This window comes from Leifsonia xyli subsp. cynodontis (assembly GCF_050632205.1).
In the GTDB taxonomy this organism is placed as follows: Bacteria; Actinomycetota; Actinomycetes; order Actinomycetales; family Microbacteriaceae; genus Leifsonia; species Leifsonia xyli_D.
The window spans coordinates 2,591,487-2,612,600 of the sequence record NZ_CP192578.1 but is presented as its reverse complement, the minus strand read 5'-3'; the positions used below and the strand labels follow the sequence as shown (position 1 = coordinate 2,612,600).

Below are 21,114 nucleotides of genomic sequence, written 5' to 3'. Positions count from 1 at the left end.
CCGGCCTTTCGACTCGCAACTCGGCGCCTGGGTCTACTCGACCTCCGGGGGGAGGTGCGGAACTTCCTTCGAATCATCGAGGACAGGTTCGTCTTCACCGAAGCCTACCGCTCCAACGATGACGATAGCCTGCTGTTTTCTACACCGTTGTTGTCGGATATGGAGAGGTTCCTCATCTTCTACATGTGCAACCGGATTCGCTACGGTCGGAACCTTCCGCGATTGTTGGTCGTGACGATCCCGGTTACCAACGACAAGGTGGCTCCGGGATTCACCATCACTAAGGCCTCTGGGCCGGGGTACGAACTGCGCCACGCCAATGAACCTGAGGTCCGGTACGGAGACGATGTGCAGCTCGTGAAGTTCTCCCATTACGTGTCGTTGAATCCGGATGAGATTCGGGAGTCGGCGCTCGATCCCGAGGGCAAGCCGCACTTCATGGTGGCGGTCTAACACAACTGCTCTTGCTGGCCGTTGACCGGTGGCACCTCACTCTTCCTGACCGGCCTCGGCGGCACATTGCTGGTGGGCGGGATCAACAATGCGATCAACCACGCCTCGATCGCCGCCACCGGCCAGGACTTCAATGTCGTCGGCATGGCCGGTGATGCCGCGGGCACGTGGGTGGATGCCAACCTGGTGAAGCCGGCGGCAGTATCCGGCAGCTGGGGCGCCCAGTTCGCGGCCGGCGTGGCGTCCGGGCTCGTGCATGGCATCAGTCAGGCCGGCCACGCTGACGTCCCGGCGAGCCGGCAGCGGTCGCCACGCGGACATCACGAGGCTGGAGCATCGAAATCTCCGATGCCGCACGCAGACGGTCGGTTCGGGCTGCTCGTTCGGGATGTCGGAGGGTTTGCCTCGCCCTAACGCGGCTCCCAAAGGTTTCCTCGAGTCGCATCACATTCGTGCGACATTCGCGTCCTATTCAGTAGTGGAGAGGAACATGAGTGCAAGGCGAGTGTCGGCGGAGAGGCGCTTCAGTCCCCTCTTCCTGAGCAAAACTGTCCGAGCCGAGTATCGGCTCACTGACGAATTGTTCTGCGGTATCTCGTATGAGTACCCTCACCGATCCGGCACCCGCCGCTATTTCACGGGTGGCAGGAGGGTGCGCGCCAAGCTCATCGGTTGGGCGTCCACCGTCCTCGTTTACAACTGTTTAGGTCTGGTCCTGTGCGGTTGGCTGCTGGCGCGCTTGGGCGAAAGTCTCTGGTCTGATTATTCGGCTGGCGTGAAGAACTGGATTGGCGGCGCCTTCGTGCTTCTGTGGTTTCTCGTGTTTCTGTGCTTCGTTCTCAAGCACCAGTCCTGGCCTCGCTGGTTGGTCCGTAACTGGACGGCCCCGACGCTACTTCCTGGAGGAGGAACGAGGCACCAGAGCAGTGCGCGCGTCCGGCCGGTCGCGCCTCCGCTTCGCCCGTGGGACCTGCTCGACATTGTGCGGGAGTGGTTCGTGAGTGAGTTCGTCCGGCGTCAGGTAAAGGCGAAGTACCAGCCAGGCGACCGTGTGCTGGTGGGACTCGCTCGCGGCACCATCTGGTTTCTATCCGCGGGATTCGGTGCACACACGTTCACGGCCGAGGCGACCTCCCTCGATGGGATCGCGTTGAAGGGAATCACGCAGCACGGCCCGTTCGGGAACAGCCAAGAGCACCCTGACTCGTACAGTCACCTCGACAACCTGACGTCTGCTCAGTACGGGACGGCCATGGCGACGATGGGGCGAGGCCATGATCTCCCCGCTGGGGGAACCCCCGATGAGCGTTCGGTGCCGCACCCTGAACCTCTCCACACTCCCACACCGAGGGGACCGGGCCGATGAGTACGAAACCGCTGCGCTGCCGCGCCCTGCTGCGCATCGTGGCAATGATCGCGATGCTCACAACAGGGGCGATGACCGGGTGCGCCCCACAGCCGAAGACCGCGAAGGAGACACAACAGGTGCAGAACCAAGACAATGCCGACCGCGCCGCCGTCCAGCACGAAATCCAACGCCTCTACGACGAGGCAACCGCCCTCGTCGCCGACGCCTGGCCGAAACCGGACACCATGGCCTGGGGGAACGGATGCGGAAACTATGCCGATGGGACCGAATCGGAGAGCTGGAACATCTTCAATCAGTACAAAGGCCCGACCAAGTCCAGCCCGGAGGAGACAGCGGAGCGGGTCGCGAAAATGTGGACAGACTACGGGTTCCCGACCAAGGTGGTCGAGGACAACCACATCAACCCACCGCGAAAAGTCGTGTCCTACCCGCCCTACCTCACCGGCGTCCGCAATGACGGTTTCGCGATCGAGTTCACGATCGGCGACAATTACGCAGATTTCCAAGGCTACAGCCGGTGCGCCCCGGTCGACCCGGACGACCCGCGACGCCCAGAGAACTGGTGAGAACCTCCTCAACCGCCGTGCCTGTGCGACGGCGCCGTATGGTGCTGCGTGTGATCGCGTTGTCGGCCCTGGTCACCGTCGGGGCGCTGACCGGGTGCGCCGCACAGCCGAAGACCGCGAAGGAGACACAGCAGGTGAAGAACCAAGACAAAGTCGACCGCGCGACCGTTCAACACGAGATCCAACGCCTCTACGACGAAGCAACAGCGCTGGTCGCCGACACCTGGCCGAAACCATTTGCACTGGAGTGGCAGCCCGGGTGCGGTGAGTACGCCGATGGCACCGAATTGGAGACCTGGAACATCGCAAACCAGTACAAGGGTCCGACCAAGTCCAGCCCGGAGGATACGGCGGAACGAGTCGCAAAAATGTGGACGGACTACGGGTTCCCAACGAAGGTGGTCGAGGACGACCACATCAACCCGCCGCGAAAGGTGGTCTCCTACCCGCCCTACCTCACCGGAGTCCGTGAAGACGGCTTGGGGATCGTATTCACGATCGGCGACAACTACGCCGACTTCCGCGGGTACAGTCGGTGCGCTCCGGTTGACCCGGACGACCCGCGACGCCCAGAGAACTGGTGACGACCTCCACACACGCTCGAGGGTCTGCGCTGGGCCCAGGCGCAGGCTACCCCTCCCGCGACTTCGGCTGGATGAGGGTGAACCGCCCGTCCTCGGAGGGCTCCATGCCCGCGGCGCCGGCGAACGCGGCGAAGGCCTGCGCGGCTGCGGCCCGCTCCGCAGGGGGCATCGCGGCGAAGACCTCGGCGACGGCGTTGCGGCGGTGCGAGATGACCTGCTCCACGAGGCGCTCGCCCTGGTGCGTCAGGGCGAGGCGAACGTAGCGGCGGTCGGCGGTGTTCTCGCGGCGCTCGATGAGGCCGGCCCGGACGAGCTTCTCGCTGATGCGGGTGGCGTTCGACGGATGCACGCCCAACTCGACGGCGAGGTCTCCGGGGTTCTGCGGGCCGCGCGTGGCGATGAACACGAGCACCCGGAGCTGCGGCGACGTGACGAGGTGCTCGACTTCCATGACGGACTGCGCGGCCACGTGCATCAGCACGTCCGCGGCCCGAAGCGCGGCGTCGATCGGCTCCTCGTCGCTCACCCCTCCTTTGTATCGCGAATGCGTTGCGCCCGTGCAATCCTTGCGTGATTCAGCGCCGCCCGGTGTCAGCGCGTCAGGAAGTCCACCACCCGCTGCCAGTGGCGTCCGATGATGTCGGCGCCGCCATCCACCCGCTCGACCCGGGCGTGGGGCATCTCGCTCGCGTACCAGCGCGCGTCGGCGCCGGTCGCGTAGTCGTCGGCCGCGCCGTACAGGATGAGGGTGTCGGCGGTGGTGCGCGGGCGTGGGGCGTCCGGGTCCTGGAAGGCGCGCCGGTCCGCGATCACGCCGGCGTCGCCCTGCACGGACGCGGTCTCGAGCATGCGCCGCATCCTGTCCGCGAAGCCGGGCGGCTCGCCCACGGAACCGGCCATGACCGGGTTTTGGGCGAGCGGACGCGGCGCGGAGCCGGCGCGTGCCGGCGAGGGAGCGCCGACGAGGACGAGCCGGTCGACGAGCTCCGGGTGGCGGGCGGCCAGCGCCGCGGCGTAGATGCCGCCCTCGCGCCATCCGACGACGCCGACGTGGCCGTACGACGTCTGCGTCGCCGAACGCGCGCCGGCCTCGGCGTCGCGCAGGTAGCCCGCGAGGTCGTCCACCCAGCCGACGACGCCCGGCTCGGACGGATCCGTCGCGCCGTAGCCGGGCCGTTCGAAGGTGAGCAGGTGGATGCCGGAGCGCGCGGTCACGTCCGGCGCCGGGTCGAAGCCCGACGCTCCGGGCGTGGGATGCAGCAGCACGCCCAGGCGTTCGCCGGCCGGGTCGCCGAGCCCGGTCATCCCCACCCCGCGCCCGCTGGGCAGCCGCACGAGCCGGTAGGTCATCGCGATCCTCCGTGTTCCGAGAGCTGGGGAGCCTCGAGCTCCGCGACCATCGCGTCGACGCGATACGGCTCGGCGTCGGCGTCGCGAACGGTCATGCCGTGGCCCGGCGCCGAGCGGTCGGGCACCAGCCGGCCGTCTCGCAGCGCCGGGACGCCGTCGAAGAAGGCGCCGGCGATCCGTGCGTGGTCGTGGAAGTACTCCACGTTGATCACGCCGTCGAAGGCCGCGCCGACAGAGGCGTGCAGCGCCGGTGCCGTGTGCGCGCTGAGCGGCACGCCGAACGCGCAGGCCAGCGCCGCCGCGACCCGGAACCCGGTGATGCCGCAGCGGGTGGCGTCCGCTTGGAGCACATCCACACAGCCACCGGTCAGCAGGTCGCGGAAGTCGGCGGGGGTGTACGCGTACTCGCCGGCCGCGACGCGGACGGGCGCCGGGATGCGGTCGCGCAGCAGCCGCAGGCCGGCCCGGTCCTCGCTCGACACGGGCTCCTCGAACCAGGTGACGCCCTCCTCGGCGAACCGTGCGGACAGGTCGAGCGCCTGCTTGCGCTGGTAGGCGCCGTTCGCGTCGACGAACAGCTCGACCTCGTCGCCGATCGCCTCGCGGGCGAGAGCGACGCGGCGGAGGTCGTCGGCGGGATGGGAGCCGACTTTCATCTTGACCGCACGCAGCCCGTGATCCGCCCACGCGCCCAGTTGCTCGGTCAGCTCGGCGTCGCTGTAGTCGGTGAACCCTCCGCTGCCGTAGGCGGCGACGCTGTCGTGCGCGCCGCCGAGGTACTGCACCAGGGAGACGCCGGCGAGGCGCGCCGCCAGATCATGCACGGCGATGTCGACGGCCGAGATCGCGCTGGCGCACACGCCCGGCCAGCCGGCGTTGCGCACAGCGCGGGCCATCGCCCAGAAGATCCGCTCCGTGTCGCGCGCATCCATCCCGCCGATGGCGGGGCACAGCAGATCGCGCACGATCCCGAGGGCGGCCGCCGGGGCATGCGCGAACCCCATCCCGGTCTCGCCGCCGGCCGTCACGCGCACCACGAGCACGCCGGTGCTGCTCCAGCTGATGGTGCCGTCGCTCTCCGGGCGATCCCGGCCTCCCGTGGCGGTCGGCACCACGTACGCCTCGGCGGCTACCGAGCGGAGGCGTACGTCCGGGTCACTTCTCATCGCCGTCGTGGTCATGGCCGAGGTGCAGCGCATCCTTGACCCGCTCGACGCCCTCCGTGATCAAGGCGGTCGCGGAGTCCTTGATCGCACCGACGCCGTCGGGGTCGCCCTTCAGCAGGGCGAGTCCGGTGTTCTTCGCGAACTCGTAGGTGATGTGCGGCGGCAGCGGCGGGATGTTCTTGCCGGTGTGCGCGTCGATCACGGTCACGCCGCGATGGGCGAGAGCGGTGTCCCAGGCGGCCTCGATCTGGTCGTCCGCGGTGACGGTGATGCCCTCGAAGCCGAGCAGGCGCGCCCACCCGGCGTAGTCGACCGACTCGACGTCCTGCGAGGTGGACCACACCGGGTTGGCGTCCTCGGTGCGCATCTCCCAGGAGACCTGCGTCAGGTCGTCGTTGTGGAGCACGAGCACCACGAACGTCGGGTCCTCCCACCGCGACAGGTACTTCTTGAGCGTGATCAGCTCGTTCATCCCGAGCATCTGGAAGGCGCCATCGCCGATCGTGCAGACCACTGCGCGATCGGGGTAGGCGAACTTCGCGGCCTCCGCATACGGCATCGCCGCGAGCATGGTGGCGAGGCGTCCGGAGAGGTCGCCGCGCATCCCGTCGCGCAACCGGATGTGCTGGCCGTACCAGTCGGCGGTGGTGCCCGCGTCGCAGGTGACGATCGCACCGGCCGGGAGCCGCTTGTTGAGCTCGTGGTACACCTTGCGCGGGTTCACGCCGTCGTCGTAGTGCTTGTCCGCCTGCGCGGCGAGCTCGTCCTCCCAGTTGCGCATGTCGGCGGCGACCTCCTCCTGCCAGGAGAGGTCCTCCTTCTGCCTCAGGAGTGGGAGCAGTCCGGTGAGCGCCGTCTTCACATCCGCCCAGATGTTGACCTCGGTGGGGTGGCGCAAGCCGAGCTGCTCCGGCCGCAGGTCGATCTGGATGGCGCGCGCCTGGCCGGTCTTCGGCAGGAACTGGCCGTACGGGTAGTTGGTTCCGAGCATCACGAGCGTGTCGCAGTCCTGCATCTGGTGGTAGCTGGGCCGCGACCCCAGCAGACCCACCTGCTGGGTGTGGAAGGGGACGTCGCCCGGCACGACCTGCTTGGCGCGCAGCGTGGTGATGATGCCGGCGCCCGCGAGCCGGGCGGTCTGGAGCACCTCCTCGGCCGCGCCGTCGGCGCCGGCCCCCACCAGGAAGGTGACTTTCTCGCCGGCGTTGATGATGTCGGCCGCGGCCTGCAGCTGAGAGGCCGGGGGAGCGAGGGCGGTGGAGGGCGCGACGGCGCTCGAACGCGACACCCACATCTCCGCGCCGGGCTCGGCCATCTTCATCCCCTGCACGTCGTGCGGGAGGATCACCACGCATGGCTGCTTGCGGGTGATGGCGGTGCGGAACGCGGTGTCGATGACGGCCTGCGCCTGCTCGGGGGAGACGATGGTCTGCACGTATTCGGCGACATCGGAGAACGCCTGCTCGAGGTTGCTCTCCTGCTGGTTGAAGGTGCCGAAGGAGTTGAGCCCCTGCTGGCCGACGATCGCGACCACGGGCTGGTTGTCCATCTTGGCGTCGTACAGCCCGTTCATCAGGTGGAAGCCGCCGGGGCTCGAGGTGGCGATGCAGACGCCGACCTCGCCGGTGAACTTCGCGTGCGCGGTCGCCATGAGCGCGCAGATCTCCTCGTGCGTGGGCCGGATGTACTCCAGGCCCTCGCCCGCGCGCTCGGCTTTGCCCAGCATCCCGTCGAACTCCCCGATGCCGTCGCCGGGGAAGCCGAAGACCCTCCGTACGCCCCACTCGCGCAGCCGGCCGATCACGAACTCGCTGACCGTCGTTGCCATAACTCTCTTTCCTTCGCGTGTCGCGCCGGCCCGATCAGGGCTCCGGGCGCTCGATGAGCCGGTCCGCCGCGCGCGCCGCGACGGCCATGATGGTGAGGGCGGGGTTGGCGCTGCCCTGGGTGGGCAGCACGCTCCCGTCGGTGATCAGCAGGTTGGGGACAGCGAACGTCCGGCAGTCCGCGTCCACAACCCCTTCCTTCTCGTCGGCGGCCATGCGCGCCCCGCCCACGAGGTGCGCATACCGCTGGACGGTCATCGTCTCCTGTGCCCCGGCGGCCTCGAGGATGCGCTCCATGGTCGCCTGCGCCGCCTGCGCGAGCGCACGGTCGTTGTCGCACTGGGTGTAGGAGAAGTGGGCGACCGGCAGCCCGTAGCGGTCGGTCTCGTCGGCGAGGGTGACGCGGTTGTCCGCCTGCGGCAGGAACTCGCACAGCGCCCCGAGGCACGCCCAGTGCACGTAGTCGGACATGTACCGCCGCAGGTCGGCGCCCCAGTGCCCCTGCGCCATGACGTGCTCCGCCCAGGTGATCGGCAGCGGCGACACGGTCTGGATGGAGTACCCGCGCTTGTAGGGCTTGGCCGGATCGGTCTCGTAGAACTGCTCGGTGCTGACCTCGGGCGGCGGGGCCTTCCACATCCGGATCTCGTCGGGGAACCGTCCGGCGGTCTGTGGCGCTCCCTGCACCATGAGGTACCGGCCGACCTGGTCGAAGTCGTTGCAGAGCCCCTCGGGGAAGCGGTGCGACGCCGAGTTGAGCAGCAGCCGCGGCGTCTCGATCGAGTAGCCCGCGATGGCGACCATGCGCGCCCGCTGGAACCGGGGAACGCCGTCGCGGAAGTAGTGGACGCCGGTCGCGCGTCCGGTCCGCTCGTCGTACTCGATGGAGCTCACCATGCTGTCGGCGCGGATCTCGGCACCGTGGTCGAGGGCATCCGGGATGTGCGTGATGAGCGGGGACGCCTTGGCGTTCACCTTGCAGCCCTGCAGGCAGAACCCGCGGTAGATGCAGTGCGGCCGGTGACCGAAGCGGCCGTTGGCGATGGCGACCGGACCGACCTTCGCGGTGATACCGGCCGCGAGGGCGCCGCGCAGGAACGTGTCCCCGTTGCCGGACACCGGATGCGGACGATGCGGGTAGGCGTGGGGGTCCCCCCAGGGCCAGTCCTCGCCCGCGACCGGAAGCTCGTTCTCGATGTCGGAGTAGTACGGCGCCAGGTCGTCGTAGGCGATCGGCCAGTCCGCGCCGACGCCGTCCTGCGACCGGATGCGGAAGTCGCTGGGGTGGAACCGCGGCACGTATCCCGCGTAGTGGACCATCGAGCCCCCGACGCCGCGCCCCGAATTGTTGGAGCCGAGCGGCACGGGATCGCCGCCGCCGATCTGCCGCGGCTCGGTCCAGTACAGGTGATGCGATCCGGCCTCGTCGCTCACCCAGTCGCGTTCCGGATCCCAGAACGGCCCGGCGTCGAAGGCGACCGCGCTCCAGCCCCCGCGCGCCAGCCGCTGCAGCAGCACGGATCCGCCCGCGCCGCAGCCGACGATCGCGATGTCGACCTCATCCGTGTCGTCGAAGCGGCGCATCCGCTCGTGCAGCCGCGGTTCTGTCCGCGAGCCGTCGGGGGTGAGCAGCCAGGCCGAGGCGTTGCGCTCGCGGACTCCGGCGCTCACGAGCCGCCCTCCGTCCGGGTCGACGGCAGCTCGTCCGGATGCGCGTCGGCGACCTCGAAGGGCTCGCGCTTGCCGACGCCCAGGTTCTTGTAGCCGCGGGGGTAGGCCGGCCCGTCGAAGCCGATCTCGTCCCAGGCGTCGGGGTGGCTGTAGAACGCGGTGCAGGCGTAGCGCGTCCACAGGCTCCAGACCTGGCCGCGGTGGAATCCGCGCCAGTCGCCGTCGCCGGTGCGGATGCGCTCGAGCAGTTCGCGCCGTTCGCCGCGGTCGCACTCGGCGAACCGCCGGCTGTAGGCGTCGCGGGCGTCGTCGTCGAGCGCGGCGAGCGTCTGGTGCCAGGCGTCCCCGTCGATCGGCATGTCGTCGTAGTGCCAGCCGTCGGTCTGGCTCTCGGCGAGCCGCGCATCCACCAGGGCGGTGATGGGCACGCGGCCCTCGCCCTCCTGGTCGAGCAGCTCGTCGAAGAGCGCGGTGGCGGCCGCCTGCTCCACGACGTCGAAGAAGCGGATGTCGGAGGGGCGTCCGGTGCGCGCCAGCACCACCGCGCGGGTGGCGTCGTCCCAGTGGTCCGCCTGGTCGAGCACGCCGAACCCGGGGAAGCGCACGGGCACCGTCGTGCCGCGCTGGACCGGGGGCGTGCTCACTTCTCGCGCCTCAGGACGGCGGCGAGCAGTCCCATCCCGCCGACCATGGTGACGAGGAGGGGCGCGAGCAGGGGCGGCCCCATCTCGACGTTGTACCGGAGGTTGCGCCAGCCGCCCGGCTTCTGAGCAACCCCGCGCGCGTGCAGGTACGTGCCCTGCAGGCCGTTGGCGATGATGGTCGTCGCGGCGATCGGCAGGAGCGTCTTGGCCGCCCGCTTGCTGAACACCCCGGCGATGCCCGCCACCGCCCCGACCGGCCCGAGGATGACCGGCGCCCACATCCACGGGTTGCCGAAGCTCGCCTTGTCGTGCTCGAAGTAGATCTCGCCCGCCGTGACGATCGAGCCGATGGCCGTCAGGCCGGACAGCGACCGTTCGAAGCGGCCGGTCTCCACGTTCCGCACCATGCGGTCGATACCGTGGACGGGCCCTCTCGTCGCCCGCCGCTGTTCCGGCCGCCGCCGTGTCGTCGCTCGCACATCCACCTCCATTAGTTGCGTTGGCGCAAGCATCCCATCCCGCCGCATCGGGGTTGGGACGCTCGCAGCCGGTTCTCAGCGTTTGCTCTGCTGCTCCACCGCCTCCTGGAACCGCCGCTTCGGATGCGGGAAGGCGCTGACCGGTGCGTCGTCGCGCGGCGTCAGCCCGTTGCCGACCCAGCCGAGGATGAGCCGGAAACGGCGGGCGACGCTCGGCAGCGCGATCGCGTGGTACACCTTGTCGACCGTCCAGGCGGGAATCCCGCGCAGCGGCACGCCGCGCAGGACGGCGGCGCCGCGCATCCCTCCGTAGCTGGCCAGCGTGCCGAGGTTGCGGTGCCGGTACTCGATCGGCGGGCGGCCGTCGACCGCGCGGCGAAGGTTCTCTGCGAGCACCTTCGCCTGGCGGATCGCGTTCTGCGCGTTCGGCGGGTAGTACGCCGGCTGCTTCTGCGCCGTCAGATCGGGCACCTGCGCGTCGTCGCCGAGCGCCCAGACGCCGTCGAGCGGCGTTCCGTCGTCGCCGACGGCCTGCAGCTCGGCGCTGCACTGCACGTGGCCCTTGGGCCCGCGCGGGACGTCGGCGCGGTCGAGCACGGGGTTCGGGGTGACGCCGGCGACCCACACGATCGTGTCGGAGGGATGCGTCTCGCCGTTGTTCAGCACCACGTCGCCCGACTCGCAGCTCTTCATCTCGGTGTTGAGCAGCACGCGGATGCCGCGGCGACGCAGGAGCCGCAGGGTCCAGGCGGAGAGCTTCTCCGTGAGCTCGGCGGCGATGCGCCCGGCCGCCTCGACGAGGAGCCACTCCATCCGCTCGCCGTCGAGCTCCGGGTAACGGTCCAGCTCGGCGGAGGCCAGCCTCTGCAGCTCGGCGATCGCCTCCACACCGGTGTAACCGCCGCCGACGAAGACGAAGGTCAGCGCGCGCCGCCGCTCGCGCGGGTCGGCGGTCGATGCGGCGAAGCGGACGCGCTCGAGCACGTGGTCGCGAAGGAACGCGGCTTCCTCGACGCTCGAGAAGCCGATCGCGTTGTCCACGAGCCCGGGGATGGGAAGGGTCTTGGTGACGGCGCCGAGCGCGAAGACGACGTGGTCGTAGCGCAGGGCGCGCTGGGTTCCGTCCAGCGCGCGCACGACCGCGACCTTCTGCCCGGTGTCGACGGACTCGAGGGTCCCGCCGACGACGTCGGCGTGGGCGAGCGGCCGCTGCAGGGGCACGACCGTGTCCTGCGCCTGCGTCTCCCCGCCGGCGACCTCCGGCAGCAGCGGCTTGTAGGTGAGATACGGCTGCGGGTCGACGACCGTCAACCGGAGGCGTTTGCGCGCGGCCTCCCTGCGGAGCGCCCGCGCCAGTGTGAAGCCGGAGAACCCGGCGCCCAGGATGAGAACGTTCGGGATGCTCATCGATCACTCCTCCCCGATCGGGATGCGTTCATGCGTGGTGGCCACGCCGCCGGACAGCAGGTGGAACGCGCTCCGCACGAGCGCGAAGTGGCTGAACGCCTGCGGCATGTTGCCCAGCTGGCGGGCGGCACTGGGATCCCACTCCTCGCTCAGCAGCCCGACGTCGTTGCGGAGGTCGAGCAGGCGGGTGAACAGCGCCTCCGCTTCGTCGCGGCGGCCGGCGCCGATCAGGGCGTCGACCAGCCAGAACGAACAGGCGATGAAGACGCCCTCCCCGCCCGGGAGCCCGTCGTCGCTGGCCTGCGGCCGGTAGCGGAGCACGAGGCCGTTCTCGGTGAGATCCTTCTGGATCGCGTCGATGGTCCCGACCACCCGCTTGTCGTCGGGCGGCAGGAAGCCGACGCGCGGGATCAGCAGCAGCGACGCATCCAACTCCTTCGACCCGTACGCCTGCACGAACGTGTTGCGCTTCGCGTCGTAGCCGTTCGCGAGGATGTCTCGGCGGATCTCGGCGCGCAGCCGCTCCCACTTGCGCACGGGACCCGGAAGGTCGTAGCTGCGGGCGCCGTCGATCATCCGGTCGACCGCCACCCAGGCCATCACCTTCGAGTACGTGAAGTGCCGGCGGGGGCCGCGCATCTCCCAGAGGCCGTTGTCCGGCTCCTTCCACCGGTCGCCCAGGTGGTCGACGAGGCTCCGCTGCACGTTCCAGGCGTCGTCGTCGCCGGAACCGATGGTGGACCGCGTCAGCGAGAGTCCGTCGAGCACCTCGCCCCACACGTCCAGCTGCAACTGGTCGGAGGCGGCGTTGCCGATGCGGACGGGCGTGGAGTCCTCGTAGCCGGAGAGCCAGTCGACCGTCTGCTCCGGCAGCCGGCGCCGCCCGTCCAGCCCGTACATGATGCGGAGGTCGGCCGGGTCGCCCGCGACGGCGCGCACCAGCCAGTCGCGCCAGGCGCTCGCCTCGTCGGTGTAGCCAGCCGTGAGCAGCGACTGCAGCGCGAGCGTCGCATCCCGCAGCCAGCAGAAGCGGTAGTCCCAGTTGCGCGGGCCGCCCAGCTGCTCGGGGAGGGATGTGGTGGGCGCCGCGACGATGCCGCCGGTGGGCAGGTAGGTGAGCGCCTTAAGGGTGACGAGGGAGCGCTGGATGGCGTCCTTGTGCGGACCGAAGGCGGTGCTCTTCGCGCTCCATCGGCTCCAGTACAGGTCCGTGGCCGCGAGCGTCTCCTCCGCATCCACGGGGGTGGGCTCGGGGTCGTGACTCGGGAACCATGTCATCACGAACGCGACGCGGTCACCCGGCTTCACGGTGAAGTCCGCGACCGTCTTCAGGTCCTCGCCCTCCAGCGGGACGTCGGCGGTGACGAGCACCGCGTCGGGCCCGGCGACCGCCCGCACCCCGTTCTCGGTCTTCGTCACCCACGGCACCACCTGGCCGTAGTCGAAGCGGAGCACGAGCTCCATCCGCATCGGCACGGTGCCGGAGACGCCCTCCACGATGCGGACCAGGTCGGCGGCCTCGTCGCGCACCGGCATGAAGTCGATGATGCGGACGTGGCCCTCGGCGGTCTCCCACTCCGTCTCCAGGATGAGCGTGTCGCCGCGGTAGCGCCGCCGCGTGCTGCGGCCGGCGCCGGCCGGGGAGATCAGCCAGCGGCCCGCCTCGTCGGAGTCGAGCAGGCCGGCGAAACAGGCGGGGAGTCGAACCGGGGCAGGCACAGCCAGTCGATCGACCCGTCCGCCGCGACCATGGCCGCGGTGTGCAGATCGCCGATCATGGCGTAGTCCTCGATCCGGCTGGCCGTCACAGTCCCACGCTGCCGTGCATGATGCCGCCGTCCACGAACACCGTCGTGGCGGTCATGTAGGCCGCGGCGTCCGAGACGACGAAAGCGACGACATCCCCGATCTGCGACGGCTCGGCCACCTCGCGCAGCGGGATGCTGTTCTCCAGCTTCTGCCGCATCGAGTCGTCCTTCATGGTGGAGGCGTTGATCGGCGTGTTCACGGCGCCGGGGGCGACGCTCACGACGCGCACCTTCTGCGGCCCGAGCTCGACGCCCGCGGTACGGGTCAGCATGCGCATCCCGCCCTTCGACACGCAGTAGCTGAGGTTGCCGGGCATGGGCCAGTCCTCGTGGACCGATGAGACGTTCACGACGACACCGCCCGAGCCCTGCTCGATGAAGCGCTTCGCCGCGCGCTGGGTGCCGAAGACGGCGCTCTTGAGGTTGATGTTCATGACCTCGTCGAAAGTCTGCTCGTCCACCTCCAGCAGGCTGTGCCGCTTCTCGATGCCCGCGTTGTTGACGTACGCGTCGAGCCGGCCGAACTCGTCGACAGCGGTCGAGATCAGCTTGTCGATGCCGGCGACGCTGCTCGCGTCGGCCTCCACCCCGACCGCGCGTCCGCCGTCCGCGGTGATGTCCTTCACCAGGTCGGCCGCGTCCTCCGGATGCGCGACGTAGTCGATCACCACTGCTGCCCCCGCCGCAGCCAGGGAGCGGACGATCGCCGCTCCGATCCCGCTGTTGCCGCCGGTGACGACGACGGACTTGCCACTCAGGTCCACGAGCTCCTCCTTCGGATCGCCACCCATTGAACGCTGCCCTTGCATGAATGCAACGGTTACTGAGGGAGCCTGCAGGATCGGGTGCGTCCTGGACGGAGTGTCCAGGGGTGGCGCATCCCGTGGACGATGTGGCGATCCACAGGATGCCCGCAGGCCGTACTGTGAACATGGGCCAGTCCCGTTTCAGTGAAGAAGAGGAGCGCCATGAGCTACGCCGTGACCAACCCCGCCACCGGCGAGACGGTCAAGACCTTCGATACGATCAGCGACGCCGACCTGGAAGCGGCGATCGCCGCAGCGGACAACGCGTTCCGCACCTGGTCGCGGTCGACCACCGGGCAGGAGCGCGCCGCGCTCGTGCGCCGCGTCGGCGAGCTGCACGTCGAACGCCGCCAGCAGCTGGCGGACATCATCGTGCTCGAGATGGGCAAGCCGGTCGAGCAGGCGCTCGCCGAGGTCGACTTCGCCGGCGCGATCTACGAGTACTACGCGGACAACGCGGACGAATTCCTCAAGGATGAGCCGATCCAGCTGCTCGACGGCTCGGGCTCGGCGGTCGTCCGCCGCTCGGCCCTCGGCGTGCTGCTCGGCATCATGCCGTGGAACTTCCCGTACTACCAGGTCGCCCGCTTCGCCGGACCGAACCTCGTCATCGGCAACACCATCCTGCTGAAGCACGCCGAGCAGTGCCCGGAGTCGGCCGCGGCCATCCAGCAGATCTTCCTGGACGCCGGCTTCCCGGAGGGCGCGTACGTCAACATCTACGCCAGCCACCCGCAGATCGAGACCGTCATCGCCGACCCCCGCGTGCAGGGCGTCTCGCTGACCGGCTCCGAGCGCGCGGGCGCCAAGGTCGCCGAGATCGCCGGCCGCAACCTGAAGAAGGTCGTGCTCGAGCTCGGCGGCTCGGACCCGTTCATCCTGCTCTCGACGGACGACCTGGATGCGGCCGTGCAGAACGCCGTGGACGCGCGCCTCGACAACAGCGGCCAGTCCTGCAACGCGGCGAAGCGCTTCGTCGTCATCGACGAGCTGTACGACTCCTTCCTCTCGAAGTTCACGGAGAAGCTCGCCGAGGTCGAGGCCTCCGACCCGACCAGCGAGGACTCGGCGCTCGGCCCGCTCTCGTCCCTCAAGGCGGCGGAGAACCTGGACGAGCAGGTGAAGCGCGCGGTCGAGAACGGCGCCACGCTGGTGCGCGGAGGCGGCCGCAACGGCGCGTTCTTCGAGACCACGGTGCTGACGGATGTCACGCCTGACAACCCTGCCTCGCAGGAGGAGTTCTTCGGCCCGGTCGCCCAGGTGTTCCGCGCGAAGGACGAGCAGGAGGCGGTCCGCATCGCGAACCACACCCCGTTCGGACTCGGCTCGTACGTGTACACCACCGACAAGGAGCAGGCGGCCCGCGTCGCCGACCAGATCGAGGCCGGCATGGTCTTCGTGAACGTCGTGCTCGCCGACGGCGCGGAGCTGCCCTTCGGCGGCGTGAAGCGCTCCGGCTCGGGCCGCGAGCTGGGCCGTTTCGGCGCCGACGAGTTCGTCAACAAGAAGCTCATCCGCGTGGGGAACGACTGGTAAGAAGCCCCGCCGCTCTGCGCATTGAAACGGAGGAGTTCCGGTCCCATCGCGGGCCGGAACTCCTCCGTTTTTCGCGACTCACCGCCCCCGCGCGGCGGTTCTCCTCCTTTCCCGTCACGGACGCCGCGATGAACCATCCCTCTCGCGCCGCGATCCCCGCGGTACGGTGAGCGAGGAGGTTCGGCATGGGTTACCTGGTCTACGACAGCAGCACGCAGATCTCGTTCGAGGATCGGGTGCTCGCGCATCTGGAGATCGTCATCGTCTCCAAGCTGCGCCGCAAGGAGTCGTTCGCGCTCAGCTGGCGGGAGACGCCGGAGAACGGCGACGGCCGGACGACCGTCTGGATCGACCCGTCCATCCCGCTCCGCTTCCGGTACAGCGGCTCGCGTCCGCCGGCACTGGACCGCGAGTGGATCGAGCGCCTCGCCGCCGCCGCGGCGAGCTCCTCGGGGCTGATCGCCGCTGACGAGGACGGCCAGCCGGTCACCGGCACAACGCACGAGCGCGGGATGTAGCAGGCTACGCGGTCACTCGTCCAGTTGTTCGAGGGCGTGGCGTGCCAGCGCGGCCATCCGCGGGTTGTCGTCGGAGGCGGTCGCCAGCGCCGAGCCCATGGCCACGGCCCAACCGCGGGCGCGGCGCCAGGTCGCAGCGTCCGGTTCGGCGGGAAGGGCCCGACGGAACACGTCGCGCGCGTCGCCGTCGAAGGTCAGCCAGGCGGTCGCCAGGTCCGTGGCGGGGTCGCCGGAGGTGACGTCTCCGAAGTCGAGCACCGCCGCGAGCGAGCCGGCGTCGTCGAGCAGTAGGTTGCCCGGGTGAAGGTCGCCGTGCAGCAGGAGCGGGGGCCCGCTCCAGGCCGGCGCCTCGACGGCCTCGCGCCAGGCCTGCTCGAGGTGGGCTACCTCCATCCGCCCGGAGAGGGACCTGAGCCGCGTTGCGACGACGTCGTGCCGGGCGGCCAGCGGCACACCGCGCACCGGGTTGGCCGGAGCGTCGGGCGCGGGAACCGCGAGCTCGCCGACGAAGCGCGCGAGCGGCTCGGCCAGACCGGCGCGGGATGGGGCGTCCACGGAGGCGCCGTCGGTGCCGTCGAACCAGGCGACGATGCTCCACGGCCACGGGAAGACCGCCGACGGCAGGCCGACGCGCACCGGCACCGGCACCGGAACGTGGACACGCGCCGCGATGCCGGGCAGCATCCGCTGCTCGTGCTCGATGAGGTGCGCGGCGACCTCCCGGCGCGGCACCCGCACGGCGTACCGGTCGCCGAGCCGGTACAACTGGTTGTCCCAGCCGTCGGAGACGAGGCGCAGTGGCCCCTGGAGGTCGGGATGCTGCTCCGCGAGGAGGCGTTCGACGAGGGCGGCGTCGGTGCGGATGTCCGCGGCGGGTGTGTCGCTCACCGCTCGAACGTAGCAGGACAGCCGTGGGCGCGACGTTGGACGCGGATATCGTGCGTGCGCCGCCACAGAGCGCACCATTCTTGCTTTCAGGGCGAAACGCATGCCCGATTTGTGTGACAGCATATCCGTCGGAGGTTCCATGACCAGCACGCCCGCCCCGCACTCCGACCGCATGCACGCGGTCACCCCCGAGACCCGTGAGCTCGTCGACCTGGTGCTCGACTACTCGCGCCGGCGCATCCTGAGCGAGGACACCCCGCTCGACAAGCCGCTGCCCGAATTCGAGCTGCGCCGCCTTGCGGGCCAGACGGTGTCCGAGACCGGGATCGGCGCCGAGCGCGCCCTCGCCCTGTTCGAGCACGTCCTCGCGCCGGCCTGTATCACGACCGACCACCCGCGCTACCTCTCCTTCATCCCGACCGCTCCGACGAAGGCGGCGACCGCGTTCGACCTGGTCGTCTCGGCCAGTGCGGTCTACGGCGGCTCCTGGCTGGAGGGTTCGGGCGCGGTGTACGCCGAGAACCAGGTGCTCTCGTGGCTCGCGGCCGAGTTCGGCCTCCCTACGACCGCCGGAGGAGTGTTCGTGCAGGGCGGCACGCTCGGCAATCTCTCCGCCCTCGTCGCCGCGCGCGACGCCGCCCGCACCGAGCGCGGCAACCCGGCCGGCCGCTGGGTCATCGTCTGCAGCGCGGAGGCGCACTCGTCGATCTCGTCGGCGGCCCGGGTCATGGATGTGGACGTCGTGGCCGTCTCGCCCGGGGAGTCCGGCGTGCTGACCGGCGACGCCGTGCGTCCGGCCCTGGAGGAGTACGGCGACCAGGTGTTCGCGGTCGTGGCGACGGGCGGGTCCACCAACTTCGGCATCGTCGACGACATCGCGTCGGTGGCCGCGCTCAAGGCGGAGTTCTCGTTCTGGCTGCACGTCGACGGCGCGTACGGGCTGGCTGGCATGCTGTCGCCCCTCGCCCGGGACCGCTTCGCCGGGGTCGAGCACGCCGACTCCGTGATCGTCGACCCGCACAAGTGGCTGTTCGCGCCGTTCGACGCCTGCGCGCTCATCTACCGGGATCCGGAGGCGGGACGCCGCGCCCACACGCAGCACGCCGAGTACCTCGACACGCTGACCGAGAACACCGAGTGGAGCCCGTCCGACTACGCGGCGCACCTCACCCGCCGCGCACGCGGCCTGCCGTTCTGGTTCTCGCTGGCGTCCCACGGCGCGGCGGCGTACCGGGACGCGGTCACCGCATCCATCCGGCTGGCCGAGCAGGTCGCCGACGAGATCGAGCGGCGCGACGGCTTCCGGCTGGTACGCCGGCCGCAGCTCTCCGTCGTCGTGTTCGAGCGCGAGGGCTGGAGCAAGGAGGACTACGCCGTGTGGTCCGCCCGCCTGCTGGAGGAGCAGCGTGCGTTCGTCACGCCGAGCTCGCACGCCGGCCGACCGAACACCCGGTTCGCCGTGCTGAACCCGCTGACGACCTTCGACGACCTGGTCGGCATCCTCGACACCATGGAGTGACGAGCCCGCCGCGCACTCCTCATACGCAGAAGACCCCGTGCCGGAGTGGCACGGGGTCTTCCACGTTCGAGAAGGGGAGGTGTCAGACGATGTCGTCCGACTCGCCCGTCCGGCGCGTGACGCGCTCGCCCGTCGCAGGATCGACGGCCGTGCGCGTGGTGGCGACGGAGGTGCGACGCCGGGTGAGCAGCACGATCCCGATGATGATGCCGACCACGCCGGCCACCATCAGGATGTAGCCCACCAGGTGCAGGTCGATCCAGCCGACCTGGATGTTGAGGGCGAACGCGAGGATCGCGCCCACCACGACCAGGAAGATTCCCGCGCCGAGACTCATGGGGTCTCCTCGACTAGACTCGCCGGCTTCCCGTGAGCAGTCGCACCAGCCAGACGATCACAGCCAGGACGAGCAGGATGATTCCCACCCACAGGAGGAAGTTCAGCGACTGCACGAAGCCACCGGTGAGCAGCAGGATGATCGCGATGATCGCGACGATGATGAGCAGGATGTTCATGGAGAAGTGTCCTTTCCTTGACGACTCCCAGAAAACAACTGCTTCAATTGCCTAGCAATCCCCTTGACTTCAGGTTCGTTTCGGCCTAGCCGTGCGCTCGGACGCGATGCGGTCGACGGTCTCCCGCATCCTGGTCAGGAAACGCGTCACCGTCTCCGCCTCGTCCGCGCTCAGCTCCGCCGTGGCGGCGGCGATCTGCTCCTGCGCCGCCGCGAGCATGGGGCCGGTGTCGCCGAGCGCGGCCCGCGTCGGCAGCAGCTCCACCGACCGCTTGTCGGTCCGGCTCGGACGCCGCTCGATGAATCCCGATCGCACCAGCCGGTCGACCAGGAGGGTCGTGGATGCGCTGGAGACGCCGAGGTACGCGCTGACGTCCTTGGCGAAGGTCGGGCGCCCGGCCGCCGTGTTGTCGAGGATGAGTCGCAGCGCGAGGAGGTCGTTCTCGCCGATTCCCATCGCGGATCCGGTGCGGCGCCGCATCGCCGCCTCGGCCGCTCGGTACACCTGAAGCGCCTCCAGAACACCCGTGTCGGGCCGAGGGTCTTCCGGTTCGTGCGTCACCTCTCCCAGTGATCCCCTTTTCGTCCCTTCGCGCAACGGGTGCGAACCCGACTGTCGGCGGATTCACGGACACGGATTCCGCGCGTATGCTCGCGCGGTGGACGAACGAGTGCTCCTCGAGCGATACGAGTTGCACGACCGGCTGGGTCGTGGCGGGATGGCGACGGTGTTCCGCGCCGTCGACCGTCAGTTGAACCGCGAGGTGGCCGTCAAGGTGTTCGCCTCCGGCACGGCGGGCGACGACGCCCGGCGCCGCACCGAGGCGACGATGCTCGGCCGGCTCAATCATCCGCACCTGGTCGCCCTCCACGATGCGCACCTGGCGGCGGACGGCGACAGCACCCCCAGCTTCCTGGTGATGGAGCTCGTCGACGGCGAGGACCTCCGCAGCCGGCTGGAGCGCGGCGCCCTTGCGCCAGACGAAGCAGTGGAGGTGCTGGTCGGCATCGCCGAGGCGCTCGTGGTCGTGCACGAGGCGGGGATGGTGCACCGCGATCTCAAGCCGGGCAACATCCTGCTCGCCGACCCGAGCGTGCCGGGTGGCCGGCCCGTGGTGAAGCTCGCGGACTTCGGCATCGCGCACCTGGTCGGCTCCGAGCGGATCACCACCATCGGCACGGTCATCGGCACGGCCGGATACCTGAGCCCCGAGCAGATCTTCGGCGGGGAGCCGGGGCCGTCCGCGGACATCTACTCGCTCGGCCTCGTCGTGCTGGAGGCTCTCACCGGCGTGCGCGAGTATCCGGGGACCCCGGTGGAGGCGGTGGCAGCGCGGGCGGCGCGCGACCCGCGCATCCCGTCATCCCTTCCGGAGGACTGGCGCGGACTGCTCGGCGCGATGACGGCCCGCGACCCGTCGCTGCGCCCGACGGCGTTCGAGGTCGCGGTCATGGCGCGGGAGCTCGCGCCGCAGCTCGCGGGGTGGGCGCCGGAGGCGGAGGACACGACGCGGGCGGTGCCGGCAGGTGCCGTGGGCACGGTTGCCGGGGCCTGGGCCGGGGCCGCGCCCGCGTCGGACGCGACCGACCCGACGCGCGTCCTCCCCGCCCGGCGATCCGCGCGCTCGCAGCGCTCGATGCGGCGCCGTCGCGGCATGGTGGCGACCGGCGCGGTGGCCGGGTCCATCCTCGCGGTCGTCTCGGCGCTCGCGCTCGGGTCGATGATGGCGCCCGCCTCCGAGGAGCCGCAGAGCGTCCCGACGACCCCGCGCCCCACGCCCAGCGTCGAGGCCCCGCCCGCGACGATCGCTCCGGCCGAGGCGCCCGCGACCCAGGCCCCGGCGCCGCAGACCGTCCCCGCGCCCCAGCCCGTGCAGCCTCAGGCTCCGGCCGGTCCCGCGACGAACGACAACCCCAACAAGGGCCCCGGGAATAACGGCAGCGGAGCGGGCAAGGGCGGCGGCGGCAAAGGCAAACCGTGACCGCTTCCGCGATCGGCCCTCCGCCGGT

General features: G+C 70.1%; 21 protein-coding genes and 1 pseudogene. 8 read left to right on the top strand and 14 right to left on the bottom strand.

The features are described from left to right. Positions 1 to 27 precede the first annotated feature (27 nt). From ACQ86M_RS12965 to ACQ86M_RS12950, 4 genes are all read left to right on the top strand, one after another. Positions 28 to 453, top strand: a complete 426-nt coding sequence (locus tag ACQ86M_RS12965) for an Imm61 family immunity protein (RefSeq protein WP_431247887.1) — start codon at positions 28 to 30, stop codon at positions 451 to 453. Positions 454 to 474: 21 nt separating this feature from the next. Next, positions 475 to 867 carry a hypothetical protein gene (locus ACQ86M_RS12960; protein ID WP_431245757.1) on the top strand — a complete coding sequence of 131 codons (393 nt, stop codon included), beginning with the start codon at positions 475 to 477 and terminating at the stop codon, positions 865 to 867. A 948-nt stretch (positions 868 to 1,815) separates the two neighbouring features. Next, positions 1,816 to 2,388 carry a hypothetical protein gene (locus tag ACQ86M_RS12955; protein WP_431245756.1) on the top strand — a complete coding sequence of 191 codons (573 nt, stop codon included), beginning with the start codon at positions 1,816 to 1,818 and terminating at the stop codon, positions 2,386 to 2,388. A 38-nt stretch (positions 2,389 to 2,426) separates the two neighbouring features. After that, positions 2,427 to 2,972 carry a hypothetical protein gene (locus ACQ86M_RS12950; RefSeq protein WP_431245755.1) on the top strand — a complete coding sequence of 182 codons (546 nt, stop codon included), beginning with the start codon at positions 2,427 to 2,429 and terminating at the stop codon, positions 2,970 to 2,972. A 46-nt stretch (positions 2,973 to 3,018) separates the two neighbouring features. On the opposite strand, the gene ACQ86M_RS12945 is transcribed toward ACQ86M_RS12950, so the two are convergent. From ACQ86M_RS12945 to ACQ86M_RS12900, 10 genes and pseudogenes are all read right to left on the bottom strand, one after another. After that, positions 3,019 to 3,498 carry a MarR family winged helix-turn-helix transcriptional regulator gene (locus ACQ86M_RS12945; RefSeq protein WP_431245754.1) on the bottom strand — a complete coding sequence of 160 codons (480 nt, stop codon included), beginning with the start codon at positions 3,496 to 3,498 and terminating at the stop codon, positions 3,019 to 3,021. A gap of 65 nt (positions 3,499 to 3,563) precedes the next feature. Continuing rightward, complete coding sequence (locus ACQ86M_RS12940; RefSeq protein ID WP_431245753.1) at positions 3,564 to 4,322, bottom strand: alpha/beta fold hydrolase; 759 nt, start codon at positions 4,320 to 4,322, stop codon at positions 3,564 to 3,566. Then, complete coding sequence (locus tag ACQ86M_RS12935; protein WP_431245752.1) at positions 4,319 to 5,503, bottom strand: enolase C-terminal domain-like protein; 1,185 nt, start codon at positions 5,501 to 5,503, stop codon at positions 4,319 to 4,321. The genes ACQ86M_RS12940 and ACQ86M_RS12935 overlap by 4 nt, the downstream gene beginning before the upstream one ends. After that, positions 5,478 to 7,316, bottom strand: a complete 1,839-nt coding sequence (locus ACQ86M_RS12930; protein WP_431245751.1) for a thiamine pyrophosphate-requiring protein — start codon at positions 7,314 to 7,316, stop codon at positions 5,478 to 5,480. Before ACQ86M_RS12930 ends, ACQ86M_RS12935 begins: the two co-directional genes overlap by 26 nt. A 34-nt stretch (positions 7,317 to 7,350) precedes the next feature. Beyond that, positions 7,351 to 8,985 (bottom strand): GMC family oxidoreductase, encoded by a 1,635-nt coding sequence (locus ACQ86M_RS12925; RefSeq protein ID WP_431245750.1) that lies wholly within the window; start codon positions 8,983 to 8,985, stop codon positions 7,351 to 7,353. Beyond that, a complete protein-coding gene (locus ACQ86M_RS12920) occupies positions 8,982 to 9,629 on the bottom strand; it encodes a gluconate 2-dehydrogenase subunit 3 family protein (RefSeq protein ID WP_431245749.1) in 648 nt (215 codons plus the stop codon). The genes ACQ86M_RS12925 and ACQ86M_RS12920 overlap by 4 nt, the downstream gene beginning before the upstream one ends. Next, the gene (locus tag ACQ86M_RS12915) at positions 9,626 to 10,036 is read right to left on the bottom strand and encodes a hypothetical protein (RefSeq protein WP_431245748.1); all 411 of its coding nucleotides are present in this window, start codon (positions 10,034 to 10,036) and stop codon (positions 9,626 to 9,628) included. The genes ACQ86M_RS12920 and ACQ86M_RS12915 overlap by 4 nt, the downstream gene beginning before the upstream one ends. Before the next feature lie 147 nt (positions 10,037 to 10,183). Continuing rightward, the gene (locus ACQ86M_RS12910; protein ID WP_431245747.1) at positions 10,184 to 11,515 is read right to left on the bottom strand and encodes an NAD(P)/FAD-dependent oxidoreductase; all 1,332 of its coding nucleotides are present in this window, start codon (positions 11,513 to 11,515) and stop codon (positions 10,184 to 10,186) included. Positions 11,516 to 11,518: 3 nt separating this feature from the next. Further along, a pseudogene (locus tag ACQ86M_RS12905) lies at positions 11,519 to 13,293 on the bottom strand (glycoside hydrolase family 15 protein). Positions 13,294 to 13,319: 26 nt separating this feature from the next. Beyond that, positions 13,320 to 14,087, bottom strand: coding sequence for a glucose 1-dehydrogenase (locus ACQ86M_RS12900; RefSeq protein WP_431219065.1), 768 nt, complete (start codon positions 14,085 to 14,087; stop codon positions 13,320 to 13,322). A 204-nt stretch (positions 14,088 to 14,291) separates the two neighbouring features. On the opposite strand from ACQ86M_RS12900, the gene ACQ86M_RS12895 reads away from it, so the two are divergent. Beyond that, entirely contained in the window at positions 14,292 to 15,665 is a 1,374-nt protein-coding gene (locus tag ACQ86M_RS12895) for an NAD-dependent succinate-semialdehyde dehydrogenase (RefSeq protein ID WP_431245746.1), read from the top strand. Positions 15,666 to 15,850: 185 nt separating this feature from the next. Next, positions 15,851 to 16,183 carry an ATP-dependent DNA ligase gene (locus ACQ86M_RS12890; RefSeq protein ID WP_431219063.1) on the top strand — a complete coding sequence of 111 codons (333 nt, stop codon included), beginning with the start codon at positions 15,851 to 15,853 and terminating at the stop codon, positions 16,181 to 16,183. 12 nt (positions 16,184 to 16,195) lie between these two features. On the opposite strand, the gene ACQ86M_RS12885 is transcribed toward ACQ86M_RS12890, so the two are convergent. Then, on the bottom strand, positions 16,196 to 17,071 hold the full coding sequence (locus ACQ86M_RS12885; protein ID WP_431245745.1) for an aminoglycoside phosphotransferase family protein: 876 nt from the start codon (positions 17,069 to 17,071) through the stop codon (positions 16,196 to 16,198). A 139-nt stretch (positions 17,072 to 17,210) separates the two neighbouring features. Here ACQ86M_RS12885 and ACQ86M_RS12880 point away from each other — a divergent pair, with 139 nt between their 5' ends. Continuing rightward, on the top strand, positions 17,211 to 18,590 hold the full coding sequence (locus ACQ86M_RS12880) for a pyridoxal phosphate-dependent decarboxylase family protein (RefSeq protein ID WP_431245744.1): 1,380 nt from the start codon (positions 17,211 to 17,213) through the stop codon (positions 18,588 to 18,590). An 82-nt stretch (positions 18,591 to 18,672) separates the two neighbouring features. On the opposite strand, the gene ACQ86M_RS12875 is transcribed toward ACQ86M_RS12880, so the two are convergent. The 3 genes from ACQ86M_RS12875 to ACQ86M_RS12865 all read right to left on the bottom strand — a co-directional run bounded on the left by ACQ86M_RS12875 (position 18,673) and on the right by ACQ86M_RS12865 (position 19,609). Beyond that, on the bottom strand, positions 18,673 to 18,927 hold the full coding sequence (locus ACQ86M_RS12875; protein WP_431219061.1) for a DUF6458 family protein: 255 nt from the start codon (positions 18,925 to 18,927) through the stop codon (positions 18,673 to 18,675). 13 nt (positions 18,928 to 18,940) lie between these two features. Further along, the gene (locus tag ACQ86M_RS12870; protein WP_183080093.1) at positions 18,941 to 19,105 is read right to left on the bottom strand and encodes a hypothetical protein; all 165 of its coding nucleotides are present in this window, start codon (positions 19,103 to 19,105) and stop codon (positions 18,941 to 18,943) included. A 69-nt stretch (positions 19,106 to 19,174) separates the two neighbouring features. After that, entirely contained in the window at positions 19,175 to 19,609 is a 435-nt protein-coding gene (locus ACQ86M_RS12865; RefSeq protein ID WP_431219060.1) for a MarR family winged helix-turn-helix transcriptional regulator, read from the bottom strand. A 154-nt stretch (positions 19,610 to 19,763) separates the two neighbouring features. Here ACQ86M_RS12865 and ACQ86M_RS12860 point away from each other — a divergent pair, with 154 nt between their 5' ends. Beyond that, on the top strand, positions 19,764 to 21,086 hold the full coding sequence (locus ACQ86M_RS12860) for a protein kinase domain-containing protein (protein WP_431245743.1): 1,323 nt from the start codon (positions 19,764 to 19,766) through the stop codon (positions 21,084 to 21,086). Positions 21,087 to 21,114: the final 28 nt, after the last annotated feature.